The following is a 22,581-nucleotide window of genomic DNA, read 5'->3' as shown; positions in this document are numbered from 1 at the left end:
CTAACGACTCTTTAACTCTGCCATCAAAATCTTATTAACAACCTTAGGGTTAGCTTGACCGTGAGTTTGCTTCATGATTTGACCAACCAAGAAACCAACGGCACGATCTTTACCATTCTTAAAGTCATCAATTGATTGTTGGTTATTGTCTAGAATTTCTAAGATCATTGGCTTCAAGACAGCTGGATCTGATTCTTGGACAAGTCCCTTTGACTTAACCCATTCTTCAGGTTCTGTTCCATTACTGATTGTTTCTTGGAAGACCTTCTTAGCAATCTTAGAAGAAATTGTTCCGTTTGAAATCAAATTGATCATCTTGGCAAGATGTTCAGGTGTCAACTTAGTTTCAAGTAGATCCATTTTCTTTTCATTCAAGTACGCATTAACTTCACCCATCAACCAGTTAGAAACTAGTTTTGGATTAGCATCGAAACTAACAGCTTCATCAAAGAAATCTGACATTTCCTTAGTATCTGTTAAGACACCGGCATCATATTCAGGAATCCCTAATTCGTTGATGTAACGATTACGTCTTGCAGCAGCTGATTCTGGCAAGTTAGCTTTGATTTCTGCAATCCAATCTGGAGAAATGTTGTAATCTGGTAAATCTGGTTCTGGGAAGTAACGATAATCATCGGCACCAGATTTAACACGCATTAAGAATGTCTCACCAGATTTTTCATCAAAACGTCTTGTTTCTTGACCAATCGTACCACCTTGTTTAAGGATAGCAGCTTGACGTTTTTCTTCATAAGCTAAACCTAAACGGACGTGGTTAAATGAGTTCAAGTTCTTCAACTCAACCTTTGTACCATAAGTATCTGAGCCAACAGGACGGATAGAAATGTTGGTATCAACACGCATTGAACCTTCTTCCATCTTAACATCAGATGCACCAGTAAATTGGATAATCTTACGAAGATTTTCAAGGTATTGGTAAGCTTCCTCAGGAGACTTCATATCAGGTTTTGAAACAATTTCAATCAATGGTGTACCTTGACGGTTCAAATCGACGTATGAATAACCATTGTTACCGTGAGTATTCTTACCAGCATCTTCTTCAACGTGAAGTTCTTCGATACCGATTTTCTTCTTCTTGCCATCAACTTCAATTTCAATGTAACCATCATGACCCAATGGCTTATCTTGTTGAGTAATTTGGTAAGCTTTAGGGTTATCTGGGTAGAAATAGTTCTTACGATCAAAGTGTGTATGGTTTTCAATATCAGCATTCAAAGCTAATCCAACCATGACACCAAGACGATAAGCATTCTTATTTACAGTTGGCAATGTTCCTGGAAAACCAAAGTCAATAACGTTGGTATTGATATTAGATTCAGCACCATAAGCAACTGGTGAAGGACTATACATCTTGGACTTAGTCTTTAATTCAACGTGGACTTCTAGTCCGATAGTTGTTTCAAAATTCATTAGTCTTCCCCCTTAAGTGCAGTTGGTATTTGTTCATAGAATTTATTTTCTTCTTGTAATGCGTATGCAGCATTGAAGACATCTTGTTCAGCAAATGGTTTACCGATAATTTGTAACCCAACTGGTAGTCCGTCAGCCAAACCTGCAGGAACTGAAGCAGCTGGAAGTCCAGCTAAGTTGGCAGGAATTGTCAAAATATCGTTCATGTACATTGCCAATGGATCGTCAACCTTTTCACCAATCTTGAAGGCTGGTGTAGTTGTTGATGGTCCCATAATTAAATCATAGTCTTTTAAGACGTTATTCATTTCCTCAATAAAGATAGTTCTAACTTCAGCGGCTTTCTTAAAGTAAGCATCATAAGCACCAGCTGATAGAGCAAAGGTACCAAGCATGATACGACGCTTAACTTCATCACCGAAACCTTCTGAACGTGAGTTAACAAACAAATCTTTGATATTCTTAACATCTTTAGCACGGTAACCGTATCTAACACCATCATATCTTTGAAGGTTAGATGAAGCTTCACTAGATGCCAAGACATAATAAACTTCAACGGCATGCTTCAAAGTTGGAAGACTAACTTCTTCAACTGTTGCGCCCATTTTCTTGTAAGCTTCAAGAGCTTTATTAACATTATCTAGTACGTCTGGATGTGTTCCTTCATGCCAGAATTCCTTAGGAACGGCAATCTTAACACCATGCATATCTTTACTCAAGTTAGCACGGTAATCAGGAACTTCTTTTTCTGAACTAGTTGAATCGTGTTCGTCATGACCAGCAATTACTGAAAGAACAGTTGCAGAATCTTCAACACGTTTTGACATAACACCAACTTGATCAAGACTTGAGGCAAATGCAATAACACCCCAACGAGAAACACGACCATAAGTTGGCTTGATACCAAAAATACCGTTAAAGGCAGCAGGTTGTCTAATTGAACCACCAGTATCAGTACCCAATGCAGCGACAACTTCACCCGCAGCAACGGCAGCAGCAGAACCACCTGATGAACCACCAGGAACACGGCTGAAGTCCCAAGGGTTAACTGAAGTTCCATAGAATGAAGTTTCAGTTGATGAACCCATAGCAAATTCATCCAAGTTAGTCTTACCGGCGTCGATAGCACCAGCAGCAGCTAATTTTTCCATAACCGTAGCACTGTATACAGGCATGAAATTATAAAGGATTTTACTTGCAGCAGTAGTCTTTAGACCGTTTGTAACGATATTATCTTTAATACCGATAGGAATACCAGCAAGTGGTCCGTTAATACCTTCAGCATCAACCTTTTTAGCATCCTCAGCGGCCTTTTCATTAACAGTAATGAAAGTATTGAGTTGCTTTTCATTAGCCTTAATATTTTCAACTGTTTGTGCGGCTAAGTCTTCAGCAGTAATGTCTTTGTTAACTAACTTCTCGTGTAAAGAAGCAATTGTTTCTTTCTTGATATCCACTATTCGTCGTCCTCCTTGTCAACAATTGTTGGAACCTTGATAAGGTTATCTTCAACTTCGGGAACATTTTCAAGCATTTGTTCTCTAGTTTGAGTATGAATACCTTTATCTTCACGGAAGACAGAATTAGTGTCAGCCATATTGTAAGTTGGTTTAACACCAGTTGTATCAACTGATGATAAGTTGCTTTCCATACCAACGATTTTATCTAATTGGTTAACGAAACTGTCAACTTCATCATCTTGGAATTTTAAATTAGCCAAAGTGGCAACGTGTAAAATTTCATCTTTTGAAATCATTTGTTTCTCCTTTTTAATCTGCATTATAAACGTGTGAATAGAACTTACCGTTATTACGTGTAACCACGGCTTGTTGTGAGTCAACAGTTTGAATATTGATATCTAGATTTGCACCAGATGGCAAGTACTTTTGTGCACTTGTTTGAACGAACTGAGTAAAACTAGTTACCTGTGCCAAGCCATCAAATTGCGTATTGATTGTAACATCCATCGCTTTCAAATTATTTCCATCGTAATGAGCTTGAGCTGTAACCCCAGAGAGGTTAGGGAAATAATTTTGGATGTGTGTCTTGAAGTTAGCAAAAGCATCAGAATCGCTACTGTTGATAGCTGTATCACCATTAACAGTTGGTAACATTTGATTCTTATAACCTAAATCACTCCAATTACCTAAACCATCGCTCTTACTTATTGAATATTGGAAATAAGTTCCACCAACTAATGTATCAGCAGGTGCGACAGAATATAAACCAACGACAATTGGAATATTACCGACTTTACTGTTTTTACGCAAGCGTTGAACAACTTCTTTGGCAACACGTTCACCTTGAGCTTTTTGTTCAGCTTCAGAGATACTTGTCTTATAAGTAGCCCCATACTGCTTCTTTTGGTAATAATCGATTTTATTCATCGCAATACCGATCGACATCCCTGCCAATTTATATTTGCCATCCTGTTTTTGAAGATAGTCTTCCTCAAGCATTTGTTGGAAATACATTGGTGCTCGTTTATTAGGATCAGTTGACCCATTAGATTCAGGATTCAAACCTGACGGATTCTTACTAGATTTACGAGCTAACCAATCAGTAACTGTACTAGCAGTCAAAACTTGGCCTTCTTGGAAAACATATGAATTTGTTGAAAATTGTTTCTTTGACAAATTCATTAGTCCACTTTCAAAACTGCGACTATTAAATTGGTTACTATTATCAGCCGCATTCAGTCCTGAAATTGGACTAGTTTTATATTTCCCACCACTTAACAAAACATCGTAGTTGCTAGAATCAGAGGCAGATGTTGTCTGAACTGAGCTCTTAGATGAATCACTACCACCAGATGACAAGCTAGAATCTTGTAAATTACCACAGGCAGCCAATAATAATGAGCACATTAGCAATAACGATGTAGTTTTTAAGAATTTTTTCAAAACTGTTCTCCTACTCTTTGGCATCATCTAAATAATCAGACAATGTTGCTTCATCAATAATCTGTGTTCCCAATTGTTGTGCCTTAGTTAATTTGCTACCGGCCTTTTCACCAGCAATCAAAATATCAGTCTTTTTCGTAACTGATCCAGTAACCTTAGCACCGAGATTTTCTAGCATCTCTGCCAATTGTGAACGTTTATAATTTTGTAATGTTCCGGTTATAACAATTATTTTATCAGTAAAGTGACTATTTGTTTCATTAGAATTCGAACTACCGATAAAATTCATATTAATATTTACTGATTTTAGTTCATTAATCAGCTTTTGAACATCATCATTAGCAAAATAAGTTACAATGCTATCTGCAATTATCTCACCCATTGTATTTACTTCAAGGATTTCTTCTGTGGAAGCGGACATCAATTTATCCAGACTACCAAAATTTTCAGCCAAGATCCGGCCGGCTTTGGCACCAACATGACGAATACCGAGGCCAAAAATCAAACGTTCCACCGAGTTACTCTTGGAGTTATCAATCGCTGTTAATAAGTTGTTAATTGATTTTTCTTTAAAGCCGTCCAAAGTTTCTAAATCATCAGCCGTTAACTTATAAATATCAGCCACATCTTGAACTAATTTTTTCGTATATAATTGCTCAATAATTTTAGGACCTAAGCCATCAATATTCATTGCATTACGTGAAGCAAAATGTGTCAACTGTTCTTTTACTTGAGCTGGACACTTGGGATTGATACAACGTAAAGCTACTTCATCTTCCAAATGAATCAACTCTGAATCACAGTATGGACAATGGGTAGGAATCTCAGCCGGAACTGAATCCGCTGGTCGTTTACTCAAAACCACTTGCGAAACTTCGGGAATAATATCGCCTGCCTTATGCAGCAAAACAGTATCGCCAACTCGAATATCTTTTTGACGAATCATATCTTCATTGTGCAAAGTTGCTCGTGAAACAGTCGTCCCAGCTAATTGAACTGGGTCCATCACAGCAGTTGGTGTTAAGACACCAGTCCGACCAATTGTCCAAGTAATTTCATGTACAACCGACTCAGCCTGCTCTGGTGGAAACTTATAAGCAATTTCCCAACGAGGTACTTTGACAGTATTACCAAGACTTCTTTGGGTTGCTAAATCATCGACTTTTAAGACGACCCCATCAATACCGTAATCAAGATCATCACGTAATTCACCATAATGTTCGATGAAATCTTGAACGCCTTTTAAACCGGTCGTTACTTGAGCTGTTGGATTGACGTTAAAACCTAACTCTTTCAAGGTTTCTAGAGCTTCATGTTGCGTTGTGACATTTAAATCATCAAAAGTAACAATTGTATACATAAAGGTATCAAGTTTTCTGGAAGCTGTCACTTTAGGATCAAGTTGACGCAAACTACCGGCAGCCGCATTTCTAGGATTGGCAAAAACTTGTTGACCTTCATTTTCACGTTCCTGATTCAAACGTAAAAATTCTTTCTTTGACATGAAACACTCGCCACGGACTTCAAACGATAATGGACGACTTAACTTTTGAGGGACATCTTTGATAGTTTTAACGTTCTCGGTCACATTCTCACCGATTGTCCCGTTACCACGAGTTGAGCCTTGAACTAAGATACCATTTTCATAAATAAGTGATAGTGATAAACCATCAATTTTTAATTCAACATTATAATCTACTTCATGTCCAACATTTTTTTCGATTCGATCATTAAATTCGGCTAGTTCACTTTCAGAGAAAACATCCCCCATTGATAACATCGGGATATCATGGGTAACTTTATTAAAATCAGGTAATGTCACGTCACCAACTTGTTGCGATGGCGAATCGGACGTTACTAACTCAGGATATTGCTGCTCAATGTCTAACAATCGATTATAAAGTTTGTCATAAACATTATCTTCGACGACTGGAGCATCCTTTGTATAATACGCATCACGCCATTCATTTAATTGAGGACGAATCTTCGCTAACTCTTCATTAGCTTGTTCTTTTGTTAAATCTGCCATGATTTCACCTCTTAATTAATCAGTAACTTTTTTAATTGGAGCATATTCAGCCAAGAGACGCTTAACACCTTCACTCTTGAAAGCAACATCTAACTCAGCATTTTGACCTTCACCATTAACTTTGACGACAGTTCCTTGACCCCACTTCTTATGTTCAACCTTATCACCAACAGTCCAGTGCAGTTTTTCGGCACCAGATGCACCTTTAGATCTCAAAGTTGGTGATTGGAAAGTTGCCGTTGTCGCAGCCGTATGACGATTTCGTTTGCGATTATCAAATGGATATTTTCCACCAGGACGTCCCACATTACCAGCATTACTATTAACCCGGTCGAGGGCATCATCCTTAATCTCTTCAACGAATCTTGAAGTAGGATTGTTTTGTAAACGACCATAAAGCATGCGGCTAACAGCATTGGTTAGATACAAGCGCTTTTCAGCACGCGTGATTCCAACGTAAGCCAAGCGACGTTCTTCTTCGAGGTCATCTTCTTTAAGCAGTGAACGACCTAATGGGAAAATCCCCTCTTCCATACCAACCAAGAAGACAACTGGAAATTCCAATCCCTTAGCGGCATGCAAAGTCATCAACGTAACTTCCTTTTGATCTTCTTCAATATCATCTTGATCACTGACTAATGACAACTCCGTTAAGAAAGTCGTCAAACGAGTTTCATCAACATCTGGGTCTGGCTCATATGCTTGATCAAATTGCGTTGTAACAGTTAAAAGTTCCTCAATATTTTCGATTCTTGCTTGTGATTCCAGATTATTTTGTTGTTTCAAATCTTCTACATAACCTGAATCTTCCAACAAATGATCCATTAAAATAGTCATTGAATGGTCTTCAGACAATTTAGTTAAATCATCGATTACCTTGGCAAAACTACCGATAATCTTGCGAGGACGAGCAGCCAATGGTGAAAGTTCAATATTTTCAGCCGCTTCCAGTAATGACCAACTATGTTCATCTGCATAATTTTGAAGTTTCTCAACTGTTCCCGGACCAATCCCACGTTTAGGACTGTTGATAACTCTTTGGAAACTCATTGAATCATCATGGTTAGCAATCAACCGTAGGTAAGCCAAGATATCCTTAATTTCCTTACGATCGTAGAACTTATGCCCACCAATAATCTTGTATGGCATATTAGCTTGCATAAGTTTCTCTTCAAAGGTACGTGATTGGGCGTTAGTTCGATAAAGCACTGCAAAATCACCGTAATTGAAACCTTCCGCTTGCAATTTCTTAATTTGATCAATCACATACAAAGCTTCGTCAGATTCATTTTGTCCACGATAAAATTTAATCTTATCGCCAGCTTGATTATCAGTCCACAAGTCTTTAGGCTTACGGTTACCATTGTTGTTAATAACCTCATTGGCAGCTTTTAAAATCGTCTTCGTTGAACGATAATTTTGTTCCAATTTAATCGTTGTAGCTTCTGGATAATCTTTTTCAAAGTTCATAATATTTTGAATATTAGCACCACGCCAACCATAAATACTTTGGTCAGCATCACCAACGACACAGACATTACGATACTTAGCACCCAATTGCTTAACCAGCTTATATTGAGCCTCGTTAGTATCCTGATATTCATCAACATGAATGTATTGGAACTTTTCTTGATACTTCTCTAAGACATCTGGATTTTGGTCAAATAGTTCACTTGTTTGCATAATCAAATCATCAAAATCAAGCGAATTATTTCGATCCATTTCCTTAGCATAAGCATCATAAACACTAGCAACCGTTTGTTCATATGGTGAAGCAGCATCTTTGGCGTATTCGGCGGGCGTCAGCAATTCATTTTTAGCATTACTGATTGTACCCAAAATAGCCCGTGGATCATAGCGCTTAGGATCCAAGTTCATTTTAGTTAAGATTTGTTTCATCAAAGTTCGTTGTTCACTTGGATCAGCAATCGTAAACGTCTTAGGCTTACCCATCTTATCGATATCTCTTCTTAAAATTCTTACACAAAGAGAGTGGAAAGTTGAAACCCAAACATCACTAGCTGATTCATCTAGCAATTTGCCAATTCTTTCTTTCATTTCCTTAGCAGCCTTATTAGTAAAGGTAATAGCTAAAACATGCCAAGGCATAATATTCTTTTCTTCAATCAAGTAAGCCACACGGTGAGTTAAAACACGAGTTTTACCAGAACCGGCACCAGCCATGATCAAAAGTGGTCCTTCCGTAGCCTTAACTGCATCCTGTTGCTCAGGGTTAAGACCTTTTAACATAGTATCGTCCAATTTTAAAATCCCTCAAATCTTTGTGTAAAAAGTTTTAGTTGTACTTAAAAAATAGCTGTTTATATTGTAGCAAATTTTTGTTGTTAGAGCGAAAGACAAGGCACTAAAATTGAACATATGTTTGTAGTGCCGTCTCCGGGAACAAGAAATTTTAGGCTGCTGTGGGGACCGACTGGAGCCAAGGTCTCCAGTCTCGATTTTGAACTTCGAGAAGTTCACTCGAATTTCAAAACTCGTCCCGTGGTGTAATGGCTAAAGCCATAACGCCACCTTCACAGCTGCCTAAAATTCTTGTTCCCTCCGACTAATGGATTAATTTGAATTTATTAGCTTTATTGCTAATCACTAATTATTCAAAATAATTACTTCTTTTTTTTCGTTAAAAATATTCTCAATAAACAATACGAACTTTTTTAAAGTTATTTTCAATCAAAAATAAAATAAGGTTCCTCAAATTACTAAAAGAACTGTTTAATTTAAAATATCTAAAAATTAAACGTTTCAAAATAAATTTTTAGATATGATGCTCCAGCCATTTAAAATATAAAAATGACAATTATCATATCAACTTTTAAAGATATATACTTCATTTATTATTTACAATAAGAAAACAACGAATGCACTAGCCGGAAGGAACAAGAAAATTAGGTCGCTGTGAAGGTGGCGTTAGCACTTTAGTGCTTACACCACGGGACGAGCTTTGAAACTCGCGTACTTTGCGAGGTTCAAAGTCGAGACGAAAGACCTTGGCTTTCGTCGGTCCCCACAGCGACCTAATTTTCTTGTTCCTGGAGGCGGCATCACTAAAAACATCTAAAAAATCTCAACTGAAAAAAATTTCCAGTTGAGATTTCTGTTTGTTTTATTCCAAACCAACACGTTTAAAAATTTCGTCAACGTGACGTAAATGCCAATGATAATCGAAAGCATCGTCCAAGTCTTCTGATGATAACTTATCAGTAACTCTCGAATCATTTTCAAGCATTGTTCTGAAGTCTTTCTTTTCGTCCCAAGCTTTGGCTGTCATTGGTTGCACGATATCATATGATTGTTCACGTGAATATCCTGCTTCAACAAGTTTCAATAGAACACGTTGTGAGAAAATCAAACCATGGGTGATATTCATATCTTCTAACATCTTATCAGGGAAGACTGTTAGGTCTTTTGTGATCTTAGTAAATCTGCGCAAGATGTAATCCAACAATTCAGTTGTATCAGGAATGATAATTCTTTCAGCTGAACTATGTGAAATATCTCTTTCATGCCACAATGGCACATCTTCTAGCGCTGTAAAAGCATGTCCTCTAATTACACGTGCCAAACCAGTTACGTTCTCAGAACCGATTGGATTACGTTTATGAGGCATTGCTGATGATCCCTTTTGTCCAGCAGCGAAGAATTCTTCGGCTTCACGGACTTCAGTTCTTTGCAAATGACGAACTTCCAAAGCAAAACGTTCGATTGATGTGGCAATCAAAGCCATTGTTTGAATATATTCGGCATGCAAATCACGTGGTAACACTTGAGTTGAAATTTCTTGGGCACGGATGCCTAACTTGTCACAAACAAATTTTTCAACATCAGTTGGGACATTAGCGTAACTACCAACAGCACCACTGATTTTACCAGCTTCAACGCCCTTAGCAGCGTGGTCAAAACGTTCGATATCACGTTTGATTTCTGAATACCAGTTAGCTAATACTAAACCGAAAGTTGTTGGTTCGGCGTGGACACCGTGAGTTCTACCGATCATAACGGTATCTTTATACTTAAGAGCTTTCTCACCGACTACCTTGAGAAATTCATTTAAATCTTCACGAATAATATCATTAGCCTGTTTCATCAAGTATCCATAGGCTGTATCAACGACATCAGTTGATGTTAATCCAAAGTGGACCCATTTCTTTTCTGGTCCAAGATATCTAGAAACATCTCTTGTAAAAGCAACTACGTCATGTTTTGTTTCTTTTTCGATTTCGGCAATCTCTGAAACATCGAACTTAGCGTTTTGAGCAATTAACTTAGCATCTTCAGCAGGGATTTCTCCTTCTTTGCTCCAACCTTCAACGGCAGCAATTTCTACCTCGAGCCAAGCTTGAAATCTGTTTTGGTCTGTCCAAATTGGTTTCATTTGTTCAGTTACATATCTATCAATCATGAATTATTCTACTCTCCAAATATTAGTTGTTAAGATATCATTTTTTAATTCTTCGACATCGTCTGAGAAAATGGAAATATATCCGACATCCCGGTCGGCTTGATTCTTAGCTTTGAAACCAGTGTAATAATTAAATTTCCACTGAGCCTTTTCCTGAAGTAGATCCAAACTCTGGGGCAAGTTACCCTCAATAATTTTTAAGGTTGCCGCATTAACCATTGGAAAAATCTCAGGAATTGGCCAATCACAAATAGCTCTGATATGTAATTCAAATTGTGAAATGCCGGTTGCCTCTTGATAAACATTAGCTGAATAATTGATACCTGGGAAAATTCGTTTGACGTACAACACCCCGGATTGAGATAGGATAAAGCCTATACCAAAAATTCCTACATAATCAATATTTTCAGCCACCATCAAGGCGACACGTTGCATTTCTGCTTCCACATCTGGATTGTTCTTCTTAAAAATAAATGAACTCATCAGATGCGTTCCATCATAAATTTCTTTGATCATTGGGAACGTATGAATCTTTTGGTCCTTTCCCTTACTGACCATGATGGAGTATTCCGTTTTCGTATCAATCCAAGCTTCTAAGATATACGTTCCATCTTGGAGCAATTTTTGAACACGTTCGACATCATTATCGTTATATAATACATGTCGTTTTAAAACTGTTTGATTCTTTTGAATCGGTTTCAAGATGCACGGAAAACCAATTTCTTCGACAGCTTTTTTTATATCGTCCACGGTCACGATCGAAAAAAATGGCGGCACATTGATATTTAGATCATTTAAGAAAGTTCTCTCGATATAACGATCTTGAGCAATGGCTAATAAATCAGCCCCCTGAGCCACATTGTATGTCTTGGCCAACTGTTTTAATAGCTCACTATCAAAGTTTTCGTCCATATACAACAGAAGGTCACTTCTACGGCCCAATTCACTTAGATTTTCAATATTTTCTAACTGACCGACTAAAAAACTGTCGGCAGCTTGTGTCGCAATATCCTTCTCTTCATCAGTTAAAAGCATGGTTCTAAAGCCCATTCTCTTAGCTTCCAATTCAAAAATATATGTTTCACTACCGCCACCAATTATGCCTAAAGTCTTACCGGGCGCAATAAAAGTCATAATTCCACCTTCTTATTACTAATCGTCTTCTTCTTCGAAAACTACTTGTCCATTTTCAAAAGCTTTGATTTTAGCTAGTGAATAAACTGGAGTACCTGATTTATCAATCATTTGTCTTCCCTTTTGGAAGGATTTTTCAATTACGATCCCGATACCGGCTAATTGTGCACCAGCAGCTTCAATAATTGTATTCAAACCATTAACGGCTTGACCATTAGCTAAGAAATCATCAATGATCAAAACTTTATCATCACTAGATAGGTATTTTTTAGCGATACTAATGTGATTAGAAGTCTTCTTTGTAAATGAATAAACTTCTGATGTATAAAGATCATCACTCAATGTCACAGACTTGTGCTTTCTAGCAAACACAACTGGAACTTGAAATTTCAAACCAGTCATAACAGCCGGAGCAATACCTGATGACTCCACTGTCAAAATTTTGTTAATACCTGAATCTTTAAAGTGTTTGTAGAATTCCTCACCCATTCGTTCCATTAACATTGGGTCAACTTGATGGTTTAAAAAACTATCGACTTTAAGCACGTCCTTGCCTAAAACTCGACCATCCGTTTTGATTCTCTCTTCTAATTCCTTCATTACATTCTCCCTACAATTTACATAGAATAATTAGAGTCTATCATACTTTGATTTTTACTTGATACCTTCATCGTATTTTTTCAGATTATATTTCTGAATAATCCGAATAATTTTACTAGTATAGCCAGGATCAGTCGCATATCCGTCAGTTTGCAAAGCTAAAGCTGCATCAATATAATCCTTCGATTGCAGAACTTGCTTGTATTGTTGCGAATTCCACGATGTTCCGTTAACTAGTAATTTTGTATGATCTTTCATCGACTCTCGAAAATCCGAATAAACTCGGAAACGTCCGTTGATAGTTATCCACTGACCATTCGTATATTCTTTAGTCTGTAAAACCTTTGTATTTGCAGGGTCATCACCTTTAATACCAAAATAGTTATTATACTGTGTTGCCAGTGAACTAGTTCCCCAATCGCTTTCTAAAATTGCTTGCGCAATCGTTATGCTGGGTAAAACGCCATAATCTTTACCAAGTTCGACCGCGTATGGAGCAATTTTTTTAACAAAAGCGCTGTGCTCTTGTTGAACCATTTCAACTTTCATTTCACTTTGATACTGGACATATCGCCTGTAACCGAAAAAGCTGATAACAAACAGTGCTACGATTGCTAGTAAAATGAAAGTCGTATTATTATTCTTTCCACGCTTGCGCCGCTTACTCGTCCGACGTGCTGTGTATCTCCTCTTTTGTGGCAATTGATCTATCCTTTGTAAGTTTATTAGTTCTAATTATAGCCGATATCCTTGAAGTTTTTGTGATTTGAAATAGAATTTTAACATTTGCTTATGCTTGTTTCTTTTTCTGTCGTTTCAAATAATATAGCCATGATCCTAGAGCCAATAATTCTAAACAAGCCGAGAACAAGAAGATACTTTTGTAACCAAATCCAATTGCAATCCACGCTGCCAACATTGGTCCTAAAAAATTACCAAATGCGTGCGCTGATTGATTATAACTGAAAACACGTCCAAAAATGGATTTCGGTACATTTCGTACAGTTAAAATTTGAGCTGATGGAATTAAGGCAGCGTCAGATATACCTAAAAGAAATCTAAAAACAATCAATTGCCAAATATTTTGAACTAAGCTAGTTAAGACTAAACAAATAATTGCCGATGTTAAAAAGATAATCATACTTTTCAAAGCTCCGAGTCTGTCGATCAACGCTCCAACGACGCCTGCAAATATTATTGTTGCAAAACCAGGAGCAGCTGCAATGACTCCTGTCATAATTACCGTGTTGTGACCACCAGAATCCATTTCTCTGACGAGTAAACTCAACATCGGTGTAATTGCATTGGTCGTTGCTTTAACCGCTAATATCGTCCCAAACAAGGCAATAAAAAATGGCCAGCCAATTTTTTTCATTAAAGGTAACGCTGGTTGAAGTTCTTGCCGTGTAATCGGTGTAAATTCTTCTTTAACACCTAACCAAGTCGTGAAAAATACGATCGCCATCAAAAAACTTGTGACAAAAAAGCTCCACGATAGCCAAACCAGGTTGCTAAAAAGCCCCCAATCAATGGGCCCAGTAACGAACCTGAAATGCTACCAGTCACCAACTTACTCATCACATGTCCCTGAATCTTTTTCGGGGCTGAAAGTGACATTAAAGCGTTAGCATTGTTGATGTATCCCGAAAAGGCCCCTTGAAGAATACGGAAAAATAACAAAAACCAAACATTCGGTGATAAACCTACCATAAGAATCGTCAGCGTCATTACTCCAGAGGCGCGTAAACACATCAATTTTCGGCCTTTAAGATCGGCCAGCCGTCCCCACAACGGCGAGACAATCGCCTTACTTAAATAAGTCAATGAAAATGCCGCCGCACCTAATAAATTAAGTTCAACTTTATTAAATGTACCTAAGGTATCAATAAAGAGCACAATAAAGGGCAATGTCATTGCATTGCCCATATCAGTTATGAAATTTCCAAACCATAAAATCCGAAAATTTTGTTTCCAGTTATCTTGCATTGGTCGCTCCTTGTAAAATTAAATATGCCTATTTCTGAACAGAGTCGGCATTCTTTAACCACTAATGATAAACAACCAACGTATATTTCTTGTAAAGTTAATGTAAAAATATAATTTTATACAATAAAAAAAGCTAACTCTAACGAGTTAGCTTTTTGCTCAAAGTTTATTAATTAGTCTTTAACAACGTTTGAAGCTTGTGGGCCACGATCTGAATCTTCGATGTCGAATGTTACAGCTTGACCTTCTTCAAGTGTCTTGTAACCGTCACCTTGGATTGCTGAGAAGTGAACAAATACGTCACTACCATCTTCGCGTGTAATAAAACCATAGCCTTTTTCTGCGTTAAACCATTTAACTGTTCCGTGTTCCATCAGACTATTCCTCCTGATAACTAAAATATTTTATTGTGCATTATTTCGTGGTACATCATGGAAGAAAGTCTAAAATACGAAACATTCAAACCATTCGAACCATTCACCATTCAAAAATACAACTATTATATTAACATGATTGACCAATAAATTCAATCTACTTAGCGTAAAGTTTCTTTTACAAATACTTAAATTTCAACATCTCTAACATGAGGAATTGAATTTTGAGCACCCTTTGTTTGAACTGTAATAGATGATGCTTTACTTGCAAATTTCATTGCTTCTTCGATATTATCTAAATCTGGATTTAGCTTTGAAGCTAAATAACCGATAAATGTATCACCAGCAGCTGTTGTATCAACAGTGTTAACTTTATAGGCGTTTACAAATCCTGTCTTTTCATCAACTGAATAGAAGGACCCATTGGCACCAACTGTTATTATAACATTTTTCACGCCCATTGAATGTAATTTATTTGCGGCAGCTACCATTGAAGCCTCATCAGTAACCTTAATTCCAGTAATTGCTTCAGCTTCTGTTTCGTTAGGAACGATGATGTCAGTAAGCTTCAACAACTCTTCAGGAATGTCTGTTTTGGCTGGAGCTGGATTCAAAATTGTTAAAACATTATTGGCTTTAGCAATCTTAAAAGCCTCAATTGATGCTGCAATTGGTGTTTCAAACTCGGTAATCATGCAATCAGCATTAGCAATTGCTTCTGAAGCATTTTGAATATCTTCTGTTGTAATTGTTTGATTAGCTCCACCATAAATCAAAATACTGTTTTGACCATTATCATCCAAAAGAATATAAGCTTGGCCAGTACCAGCTTTATCATCTTGGGTAACGTGATCAATATTTAAGCCATCATATTTAAATGTATCCAACATAAAATCAGCTGAACGATCTTGACCGATTTTAGCAATAAATGACGTTTCTGCACCAGCACGAACAGCTGCAATTGCTTGGTTGGCACCCTTACCACCACCGGCAGTTGAACGGTCATGCATTGCCATTGTTTCGCCCGGTAAAGGCAAACGGGCAATATTTAAAATAATATCAACATTGATTGAACCTAGTACGACTATTTTTTTCATAATTAAAGATCCTCTAAAAGACAACTCCACTTTCAAGTAAAATATTTGAATATGGTGTTTCCTCACCTGTCCGAATAAATGCTTTCGTGTCACTCAAATCTTTCTTCATTTCCTCATGGGGAATAAATTCGATTGGAGTATCACCCACAACTTTTTTAACAGCAGCTAATTGTTCCGGATTTTGAACCTTAATTTCCTCAGCTAAGTAGACTTTTTGTACTTCCAATTCACTCAAAACATTTTCCAAAACTTGAATGAAACTTGGTAAACCGGCCTCAACAGCTAAATCAATTTTCTCTGTATCAGCTGGAACTGGCATCCCTGCATCACCAATTCCAATCGTATCGAAATGTCCCATTTGGGCAATCACACGTGATATATTTGAGTTAATAACTCTCGTTTTTTTCATGAAATTCTCACCTTTTTCTGTAATCGTTTGCAAAATTAATACTAACATGCACCATTATCTAAGTAAATATTTTATCAATTTCGTAATAGATGTAGCAAGTATATATTTTTATTGATTACATATTCGGTTCATTATATCCTTGTATGAGATGTGTAAACTAATGTTTCCAGTTAAGAACATCGAAATAATTCAAAGCCATAATAAAAATTCAATTAGCATCATGTGTAACAAATTATTTATGTTATGGATATGCCGTCTCCAGATTCGGACAGTGGTTACTAGCTCTTTATTAACTTAAGAATAGCTTAATGCCTCAAATATTTTTCATGGCTTTTATTACCATCTCGATAGAATTCTGGAACAATCATGCTATTAAAATATTTACCCGTATCAAAATAAATTCTTATCAGACTAATTTAAAAATAGACCCAAGCCTCCAGGAACCAGAAAATTAGGTTGCCGTGAAGGTGGCGTTAGAGCTTTAGCTCTTACACCACGGGATGACTTTTGAAATTCGCGTACTGTGTGAAGTTCAAAATCGAGACCTGAGACCTTGGCTCAGGTCGGTCCCCACAGCAACCTAATTTTCTGGCTCCTGGAGGCGGCCTACTACCACTTACAGTATATTTAACTTTCAACCTTTAACATATTTTTTTTAAGAGGACAAACCATGAAACGTACAGTTAAACTTAGCTTTTATATTATTATCTTCATCATCTTCGGTCTAATTGGCATGTGGATGCCGCTTTTAGGGGATGACCTTCACTGGGGAACCTACTTCGGTAGTAACTACTTTCCACAAGGCATCTTTCTCAAATACGATGGACGTTACTTAGGTGACTTGCTTGTTATTACCATGACAAAGTTCAAACCAATTGCCTTTCTTGGCTACGGAACTTTCATGACCGCCATCGTCTATTTGATTCAAAAAATCCGTGAGCAAATCAAAGCTCCTAAATCTCTCGGATTAATGTCATCTACTTTAGCGGCTATCTTAATTTTCTTAACACCCAACGTTATCTTCAAACAAATTCTCGGCTGGCACGCGGGGTTTGCTAACTATGTACCATCGCTAGTATTTCCGTTATTTATGCTCTATCTAGTTTTAAAAAATTATGATAATAAAAATATTCATTATTATCGTACCAGCACTTACTTGATCTTCTTTGCTGCTATTTTTGCCCAGTTCTTCGCTGAACATCTAACTATTTTGAATGTTTTCAATACCATTTTAGTGTGGCTATTCCTCAGAAAACATTTCGGAGATCAGTTTAAAAAAGTTTTGAACTTTATTTTAGCTGGTAATTTAATTGGTGCCTTTTTAATGTTTATCAATGGTGCATATCTCAAGATTCTCTTTGGAAGAGATTCTTACCGCTCACTTAAAGGTTCAAGCAATTCCGATACCATGTTCAACTACTTACGCATCCAATTCTCTGCAAAACATCTAATGATTGTAGGAATCGGAATCTTAATCTTCTCTATTGTCGTTCTTATTTATTCACTAAAGGTTAAAAATGTTAAACAAAGAATTGCCAACTTAGCGCTCCTATTATCTAGCTTTGTTGTCGTCGCACCGTTCCTTGTTGTTTCACCATTTGGTTCAAGATGTATGTTTGCAACTTATATATTCTTCGTAACAATCTTTGCAATAAATATAGATATATTAATTGATAATTACGAAAAATATCTTTTACCACTATTAGTTCTGGTCACTTTAGGATTAGGACTTCATACCGATGCCATAGCTCATAATTATGGCAAAACTTTCGACATGCAAATTCAATACTCGATGTATCAAAATAAAGTTTCACGTGATACACAATACTTCTTACAATACAAAGATACTAAGCATATTTGGTTAACTGCCCCTATTCAAAACGACGCTAACTTTGCTGAATTATACGTCGCTAACAGAAATCGCAATATGGTACCAATTAATTACTATGATTGGACTGATGCTGTGAGAAAGCTAAAAGGTAAAAACTTTAGTACTCACGATGCCTATATGAAAGCCTTTGATCAACAAATCTTGAAAAAGGTTAAGCTTATTCAAGCCAAAGAAAATAAATAAAGTTAAGTTTTTTATTCTTAAATACCAAAAGGCCCAACGTCCAAAATTGGATGTTGGGCCTTTTTACAACTCAATACTCGAATCTACTTATACCACGCAAGTACCGTATCAACCCGCTTTTGTGGCAAATATTTAACCTTCAAAATTCGTTCAGTAATTCCCGAACGACAGCTAAGTCTTAAATGGGCAAAGCCTTTTTTACCCAACCAAATACTTTGACGACGATCCAACAATTGAATACTGTTTTTAGGAATAAAGTAAGTGTTTTTAGAAGTAATTTGATTATTTTGTAAACAAACATACTTACTATTTAAAACCTGCAAATCAGCTCGTCTAGCATTTAAATAAGCTGGAATCAACCAAATTATTGCTGAGACCACAATTGCCACTACTAACAAAACATATGAAAGCTTGAACAATAACAATCCAGCTAAAACGTCCGTTATCAAGCTAAAATATAATCCATTTCGTAAATTATAATAATATGTTTCATGACCTGTGGCCTGTGGTTGCCAAGCTTTTATTGGTATATCTGGGAAAAATCTTTGAAAAAAAGCTTTTAACTTAGCAGTTTCTATCACTGGCATAACAATAATGTCTTTTTCAGTTTCTTCACTCTTAGAGTTAGAAATGATTACCAGTTTGACAGTTGCAATATGCAATACTCGTCGCAATAAAGTTTGTTTGACTACTACGGCTTGAATTCGTGCTTGAGAAATACTAGTTTTCTTCGTCTTGAAAAACCCATATTGCATTTCAAATTGATTGTTCTCCATTGTCAGATGAAAATGGTAATATTTCGCAATTAAAACAAATACTGACACAATATAAAAAATCAATATAATTACAAGCATCCCAAGTACAACTAGTAACCAACCCCAATGAATGAATTCATGTGCTACTTGCTCATACATTTGTTTGCTAATAGCGTGCTCAACTTTTCCATAGACTGCCAAAACTACTAGTAATCCTGATAAAAAGGCCGGCGAAGTCAAAGAAAATTTAATTAATTCTCGCCAGGTTATCGAATACGTCTGCCCATTTATTTTTTCTTTTGAATTATCCGTCCCATCATTAACTTCAGTGACCGGTCTACCACTATTCTGCCGATAATGATTCAACTCATTTTTTAATTCCACCGAAACAGCAACTAAACTAACCTCTGGGCCTTCAGAATGTCCAGCCGTTTCAATTTCTAATTCTTCCAATTTAAATGGTTTCAGAAAGAACCACTGATTAGCTGTCACATTTTGGATTCGATCGTAAGGGATATGATTAACTTTCTTAACGAATAACCCCTGCTTCACCAAGATTTCATTTTCAAACAATTGATAGCCGAACATAAAATAAGCTATCACGTCACCAATAAGCACGACTAAAAATAGTGTGATCAAACCCACAATCGTCCATAATTTAGCTTGCTGGAAAACGGCAAAAGCAAAAATAGCTGCCGGAATAATAAGATTTTTAACATCTTTATAGAAGAAAAACAAAATGGCCGCAGGACTCAAGCGTCGTAATTTAGATGTCATTCTTAGCCTCCTGTGCAAGCTTCATGATAGTTTCCTTTAATTTATCAGCTTGATCTGACTTGATACCATCAATTTCACTTTTACCAGCGGCCGTTACTATGACGATTTTTTGCAAATTTTTCCACCTTAAAATCGGACCTTGCTTTAAGGTAACATTTTGAACTCGAGCAATCGGGATAATCACTTGTTTGCAAAAAAAATATCCGCTGTGTAATTGCACTTGTCGTTCATCAATATAGTACGTCCAAAAAGTCCATAAATAGTTGACCCATACAAAACTAATTATTAGTAAAACTGTTCCAATACCAACTACTAGACTCCAAGTAAGATCAAAATAGTTTTGGACTTTTTGTGATAAAGACAATCTAATAAAACTAATTCCTACCATTATTATCATAAAAATCACAAATTCAATAATCGCGTGTAGCCTCCAAATAGTTTTAATACTCTTTGGTAGCTTTTCTACTTTTTCCATATATTCTCCCCTGTTATTTTCTTGATAATCAAAATATTACAATCTTTATTGAATATATCAAAAGATATCTGGATTATAACAAATGGTTCCAGCAATCCAAAACCGGGTTCTTTCTCAAGTTTGGTTAGATTCCGTCTCTGGATGCAAGAAATACTGGCGCTGTGGGGACCGGTTGGAGCCAAAGTCTCCAACCTCGATTTTGAACTTCGCAAAGAACGCGAATTTCAAAACTCGTCCCGTGGTGTAAGCGCTGAAGCGCCAACGCCACCTTCACTGCTGCCAGTATTTCTTGCACCCAGAGACTAGCGTATTAGTTATTTTTAGTGTGATATGACTAATAAAAAAATATTTTTATATCATTAGAAATATGAATTATAAAAGATAGGATACAAAAAAGACCAAATTTTCATCATCATGAGTGACAAAATGATGATGGAAACCTAGCCTTTTTAATTTCGATTATATAACCAAGCTTGATAAAGAACCAAAAGTCGAATAACTTTAATATGCTTCAACAGATGCGGCACTGATCCAGCCATCGGTTGAAACTCGATACATTTTTACCCCATTAATTAATGCACAACCATCAGTACGCCAAGCACTACCTTTTGCTAGGGTCTTTTCAGTACTCTCACCTAAGGAGTTATAGATAGTTGTCTTTTTTGTCACCTTCAAATCAGTTGGTTTAGCTACTGGGGTAAAACCAAGTGCGTCGTCTACCGGAACGAATTCATCACTGGCAACTTGATAATAACTAGCCCCATCAATTTTAACAGTGCGACTATACTTCCAAGCTGTGTTTGGTGATAAAGTCTTGCCCAAAGGTTGACCAAAAGCATCGACAGGTTGTAATGATTTATCATAGGTTCTTAAAATACCTGGTTCTGCTGACTCAACAAAATGATAATCACTGGCTTCAATAAATTCTCCATCACCAACTAAGTAGAAAAGCTTGCCATTAAGTGTTGCAGTGGCTTTAACACCCATACTTGCCAAATCTGAATCCTTAGATCCTTCGGAAAGATAACTAAGAGCAACCTTTTCACGACTAACTGGCTTAGCTTTTAAAGTAGGCTTCTTTGTTAATTTAGTTGCTTTTGGCGCACTTGACTCTGATGATGATTCAGCTCGACGGTGAATAAACTTCTTTGCTGATGGTTTAGACTTTTTAGTTTTACTTGTGGAACCGGGCTTCTTGGTATCTTTTTTAGATGTCGTTGAAGTTTTAGTTGTAGAGGTGCCTGATGTTGGAGATGTTGTTGTAGTTGAAGTAGTTGGTGTACTTGTGGTTGTTGTGGTACTTGGTGTTGTTGTCGTTGTACTTGGTGTACTCGTAGTGCTTGAGGTTGTCGTGCTTGGAGTACTTGCGGTACTTGGTGTTGTTGTCGTTGTACTTGATGTACTCGAGGTACTTGGTGTTGTTGTCGTTGTACCTGATGTACTCGAGGTACTTGGAGCTGTTGTCGTTGCGCTTGGTGTGCTTGAAGTACTTGATGTTGCTGTGCTTGGCGCTGTCGTCGTTGTACTTGGTGTGCTCATAGTACTTGATGTTGTCGTGCTTGGAGTACTTGTTGTACTTGGAGTGCTTGTTGTACTTGATGCTGTGCTTACAGGTGTAGCACTTGTTGTAGTTGTTGTGGATGAAGTAGTTGTACTTTGTGGTGCTGTGCTTGCTTGCGTAGTAGTTGATGTAGTATCGCCAGTCGTTGCAGCCTTAGCCGTCTGACTCGATAATGTTGTTAATAACATAGCAGAAAATAACGTGGCTCCTAAATAAATAAATTTTTTGTTCGATTGCATATTAAATTTCCTTCTTTCAAATTTTGACGCTAGTCTAATTCAAAAGTTTTTAGATACCAACCAATTAATATCCGTTCAAAAATCATATTATATAGTTTTCTTACTGCCACAAGGGATTCAGTAATCAAATGTATACTGGTTGTAAAAAATAATCACTTTTTTTCAGCTCTAAAAATAAAAAAAGCTATGGATTTTTATCATTCCATAGTTTTTATTCCATTTTAGGAAAACGGTTCTTACAAAAACTGAATCAAAAATGACACCAAATGATAGTAAACTACGAATTGTATTAAGGAATGACCTCATATATATATTAA

General features: G+C 36.8%; 19 protein-coding genes. 1 reads left to right on the top strand and 18 read right to left on the bottom strand.

What is annotated here, in order from left to right; genetic code table 11:
* The 15 genes from gatB to rbsD form a co-directional block, all read right to left on the bottom strand.
* Positions 1 to 1,431, bottom strand: coding sequence for an Asp-tRNA(Asn)/Glu-tRNA(Gln) amidotransferase subunit GatB (gene gatB, locus D1B17_RS02840; RefSeq protein WP_120143136.1), 1,431 nt, complete (start codon positions 1,429 to 1,431; stop codon positions 1 to 3).
* Entirely contained in the window at positions 1,431 to 2,888 is a 1,458-nt protein-coding gene (gene gatA, locus D1B17_RS02835; RefSeq protein WP_120143137.1) for an Asp-tRNA(Asn)/Glu-tRNA(Gln) amidotransferase subunit GatA, read from the bottom strand. Before gatA ends, gatB begins: the two co-directional genes overlap by 1 nt.
* On the bottom strand, positions 2,888 to 3,187 hold the full coding sequence (gene gatC / locus D1B17_RS02830; RefSeq protein WP_120143138.1) for an Asp-tRNA(Asn)/Glu-tRNA(Gln) amidotransferase subunit GatC: 300 nt from the start codon (positions 3,185 to 3,187) through the stop codon (positions 2,888 to 2,890). The genes gatA and gatC overlap by 1 nt, the downstream gene beginning before the upstream one ends.
* Positions 3,188 to 3,200: 13 nt before the next feature.
* Positions 3,201 to 4,334: a CamS family sex pheromone protein gene (locus D1B17_RS02825; protein WP_120143139.1), complete on the bottom strand. Its 1,134-nt coding sequence runs from the start codon at positions 4,332 to 4,334 to the stop codon at positions 3,201 to 3,203.
* Between the two features lie 10 nt (positions 4,335 to 4,344).
* Positions 4,345 to 6,363, bottom strand: a complete 2,019-nt coding sequence (ligA, locus tag D1B17_RS02820; RefSeq protein WP_120143140.1) for an NAD-dependent DNA ligase LigA — start codon at positions 6,361 to 6,363, stop codon at positions 4,345 to 4,347.
* 15 nt (positions 6,364 to 6,378) lie between these two features.
* Positions 6,379 to 8,613 carry a DNA helicase PcrA gene (gene pcrA, locus D1B17_RS02815; protein ID WP_120144294.1) on the bottom strand — a complete coding sequence of 745 codons (2,235 nt, stop codon included), beginning with the start codon at positions 8,611 to 8,613 and terminating at the stop codon, positions 6,379 to 6,381.
* A gap of 874 nt (positions 8,614 to 9,487) precedes the next feature.
* Positions 9,488 to 10,783: an adenylosuccinate lyase gene (gene purB, locus D1B17_RS02810; protein ID WP_120143141.1), complete on the bottom strand. Its 1,296-nt coding sequence runs from the start codon at positions 10,781 to 10,783 to the stop codon at positions 9,488 to 9,490.
* Positions 10,784 to 10,786: 3 nt separating this feature from the next.
* On the bottom strand, positions 10,787 to 11,917 hold the full coding sequence (locus tag D1B17_RS02805) for an ATP-grasp domain-containing protein (RefSeq protein WP_120143142.1): 1,131 nt from the start codon (positions 11,915 to 11,917) through the stop codon (positions 10,787 to 10,789).
* Positions 11,918 to 11,935: 18 nt separating this feature from the next.
* Positions 11,936 to 12,517: a xanthine phosphoribosyltransferase gene (locus D1B17_RS02800; protein WP_120143143.1), complete on the bottom strand. Its 582-nt coding sequence runs from the start codon at positions 12,515 to 12,517 to the stop codon at positions 11,936 to 11,938.
* 54 nt (positions 12,518 to 12,571) lie between these two features.
* The gene (locus tag D1B17_RS02795; protein ID WP_120143144.1) at positions 12,572 to 13,219 is read right to left on the bottom strand and encodes a glycoside hydrolase family 73 protein; all 648 of its coding nucleotides are present in this window, start codon (positions 13,217 to 13,219) and stop codon (positions 12,572 to 12,574) included.
* An 88-nt stretch (positions 13,220 to 13,307) separates the two neighbouring features.
* Entirely contained in the window at positions 13,308 to 13,982 is a 675-nt protein-coding gene (locus tag D1B17_RS12730; RefSeq protein ID WP_240704440.1) for an MFS transporter, read from the bottom strand.
* The gene (locus tag D1B17_RS12725) at positions 13,982 to 14,503 is read right to left on the bottom strand and encodes an MFS transporter (protein ID WP_240704439.1); all 522 of its coding nucleotides are present in this window, start codon (positions 14,501 to 14,503) and stop codon (positions 13,982 to 13,984) included. Before D1B17_RS12725 ends, D1B17_RS12730 begins: the two co-directional genes overlap by 1 nt.
* 173 nt (positions 14,504 to 14,676) lie before the next feature.
* Positions 14,677 to 14,877 carry a cold-shock protein gene (locus tag D1B17_RS02785; protein ID WP_010020786.1) on the bottom strand — a complete coding sequence of 67 codons (201 nt, stop codon included), beginning with the start codon at positions 14,875 to 14,877 and terminating at the stop codon, positions 14,677 to 14,679.
* 188 nt (positions 14,878 to 15,065) lie between these two features.
* Positions 15,066 to 15,974 (bottom strand): ribokinase, encoded by a 909-nt coding sequence (gene rbsK, locus D1B17_RS02780; RefSeq protein ID WP_120143145.1) that lies wholly within the window; start codon positions 15,972 to 15,974, stop codon positions 15,066 to 15,068.
* 13 nt (positions 15,975 to 15,987) lie between these two features.
* Entirely contained in the window at positions 15,988 to 16,383 is a 396-nt protein-coding gene (rbsD, locus tag D1B17_RS02775) for a D-ribose pyranase (RefSeq protein ID WP_010020788.1), read from the bottom strand.
* A 670-nt stretch (positions 16,384 to 17,053) separates the two neighbouring features.
* Between rbsD and D1B17_RS02770 the strand changes: the two genes are divergently transcribed.
* Complete coding sequence (locus D1B17_RS02770) at positions 17,054 to 18,457, top strand: DUF6056 family protein (protein ID WP_120143146.1); 1,404 nt, start codon at positions 17,054 to 17,056, stop codon at positions 18,455 to 18,457.
* Between the two features lie 83 nt (positions 18,458 to 18,540).
* Here D1B17_RS02770 and D1B17_RS02765 read toward each other — a convergent pair whose 3' ends face one another.
* The 3 genes from D1B17_RS02765 to D1B17_RS12680 all read right to left on the bottom strand — a co-directional run bounded on the left by D1B17_RS02765 (position 18,541) and on the right by D1B17_RS12680 (position 22,213).
* Positions 18,541 to 19,989 carry a PH domain-containing protein gene (locus D1B17_RS02765; RefSeq protein WP_120143147.1) on the bottom strand — a complete coding sequence of 483 codons (1,449 nt, stop codon included), beginning with the start codon at positions 19,987 to 19,989 and terminating at the stop codon, positions 18,541 to 18,543.
* Positions 19,979 to 20,464, bottom strand: coding sequence for a PH domain-containing protein (locus D1B17_RS02760; RefSeq protein ID WP_120143148.1), 486 nt, complete (start codon positions 20,462 to 20,464; stop codon positions 19,979 to 19,981). The genes D1B17_RS02765 and D1B17_RS02760 overlap by 11 nt, the downstream gene beginning before the upstream one ends.
* 501 nt (positions 20,465 to 20,965) lie before the next feature.
* Positions 20,966 to 22,213, bottom strand: a complete 1,248-nt coding sequence (locus D1B17_RS12680; RefSeq protein ID WP_205880155.1) for an SLAP domain-containing protein — start codon at positions 22,211 to 22,213, stop codon at positions 20,966 to 20,968.
* Positions 22,214 to 22,581: the final 368 nt, after the last annotated feature.

It is taken from the genome of Companilactobacillus zhachilii (assembly GCF_003606365.2).
Classification (GTDB): Bacteria; Bacillota; Bacilli; order Lactobacillales; family Lactobacillaceae; genus Companilactobacillus; species Companilactobacillus zhachilii.
This window is presented reverse-complemented; position numbering and strand designations above follow the sequence as displayed.

Bases quoted from the DNA above. Each gene is read 5' to 3' on its own strand.
- gatB (WP_120143136.1), bottom strand. From the start codon at position 1,431: ATGAATTTTGAAACAACTATCGGACTAGAAGTCCACGTTGAATTAAAG.
- gatC (WP_120143138.1), bottom strand. From the start codon at position 3,187: ATGATTTCAAAAGATGAAATTTTACACGTTGCCACTTTGGCTAATTTA.
- ligA (WP_120143140.1), bottom strand. From the start codon at position 6,363: ATGGCAGATTTAACAAAAGAACAAGCTAATGAAGAGTTAGCGAAGATT.
- pcrA (WP_120144294.1), bottom strand. From the start codon at position 8,613: ATGTTAAAAGGTCTTAACCCTGAGCAACAGGATGCAGTTAAGGCTACG.
- purB (WP_120143141.1), bottom strand. From the start codon at position 10,783: ATGATTGATAGATATGTAACTGAACAAATGAAACCAATTTGGACAGAC.
- D1B17_RS02805 (WP_120143142.1), bottom strand. From the start codon at position 11,917: ATGACTTTTATTGCGCCCGGTAAGACTTTAGGCATAATTGGTGGCGGT.
- D1B17_RS02800 (WP_120143143.1), bottom strand. From the start codon at position 12,517: ATGAAGGAATTAGAAGAGAGAATCAAAACGGATGGTCGAGTTTTAGGC.
- D1B17_RS12730 (WP_240704440.1), bottom strand. From the start codon at position 13,982: ATGGCGATCGTATTTTTCACGACTTGGTTAGGTGTTAAAGAAGAATTT.
- D1B17_RS12725 (WP_240704439.1), bottom strand. From the start codon at position 14,503: ATGCAAGATAACTGGAAACAAAATTTTCGGATTTTATGGTTTGGAAAT.
- D1B17_RS02785 (WP_010020786.1), bottom strand. From the start codon at position 14,877: ATGGAACACGGAACAGTTAAATGGTTTAACGCAGAAAAAGGCTATGGT.
- rbsK (WP_120143145.1), bottom strand. From the start codon at position 15,974: ATGAAAAAAATAGTCGTACTAGGTTCAATCAATGTTGATATTATTTTA.
- rbsD (WP_010020788.1), bottom strand. From the start codon at position 16,383: ATGAAAAAAACGAGAGTTATTAACTCAAATATATCACGTGTGATTGCC.
- D1B17_RS02770 (WP_120143146.1), top strand. From the start codon at position 17,054: ATGAAACGTACAGTTAAACTTAGCTTTTATATTATTATCTTCATCATC.
- D1B17_RS02765 (WP_120143147.1), bottom strand. From the start codon at position 19,989: ATGACATCTAAATTACGACGCTTGAGTCCTGCGGCCATTTTGTTTTTC.
- D1B17_RS02760 (WP_120143148.1), bottom strand. From the start codon at position 20,464: ATGGAAAAAGTAGAAAAGCTACCAAAGAGTATTAAAACTATTTGGAGG.
- D1B17_RS12680 (WP_205880155.1), bottom strand. From the start codon at position 22,213: ATGTTATTAACAACATTATCGAGTCAGACGGCTAAGGCTGCAACGACT.